At 52.4% G+C, this 595-nt stretch carries 1 rRNA gene; it reads right to left on the bottom strand.

The features are described from left to right. A 16S ribosomal RNA gene (locus tag V514_RS0118250) occupies nt 1-595 on the bottom strand; the annotation flags it as partial.

Genomic DNA, 595 nt, shown 5'->3' with positions numbered 1-595 from the left:
CAATTCCTTTGAGTTTCAACCTTGCGGTCGTACTCCCCAGGCGGAGTGCTTAATGCGTTAGCTGCAGCACTAAGGGGCGGAAACCCCCTAACACTTAGCACTCATCGTTTACGGCGTGGACTACCAGGGTATCTAATCCTGTTTGCTCCCCACGCTTTCGCGCCTCAGTGTCAGTTACAGACCAGACAGTCGCCTTCGCCACTGGTGTTCCTCCAAATCTCTACGCATTTCACCGCTACACTTGGAATTCCACTATCCTCTTCTGCACTCAAGTTCCCCAGTTTCCAATGACCCTCCACGGTTGAGCCGTGGGCTTTCACATCAGACTTAAGAAACCACCTGCGCGCGCTTTACGCCCAATAAATCCGGACAACGCTTGCCACCTACGTATTACCGCGGCTGCTGGCACGTAGTTAGCCGTGGCTTTCTAATAAGGTACCGTCAAGGCGCGTTCATTACCTAACGCACTTGTTCTTCCCTTACAACAGAGTTTTACGATCCGAAAACCTTCATCACTCACGCGGCGTTGCTCCATCAGACTTTCGTCCATTGTGGAAGATTCCCTACTGCTGCCTCCCGTAGGAGTTTGGGCCGT

Source organism: Kurthia huakuii LAM0618 (assembly GCF_000505545.1).
Taxonomy (GTDB): Bacteria; Bacillota; Bacilli; order Bacillales_A; family Planococcaceae; genus Kurthia; species Kurthia huakuii.
The sequence above is the reverse complement of the archived record's forward strand: the minus strand, read 5'-3'. Positions and strand labels throughout refer to the sequence as shown.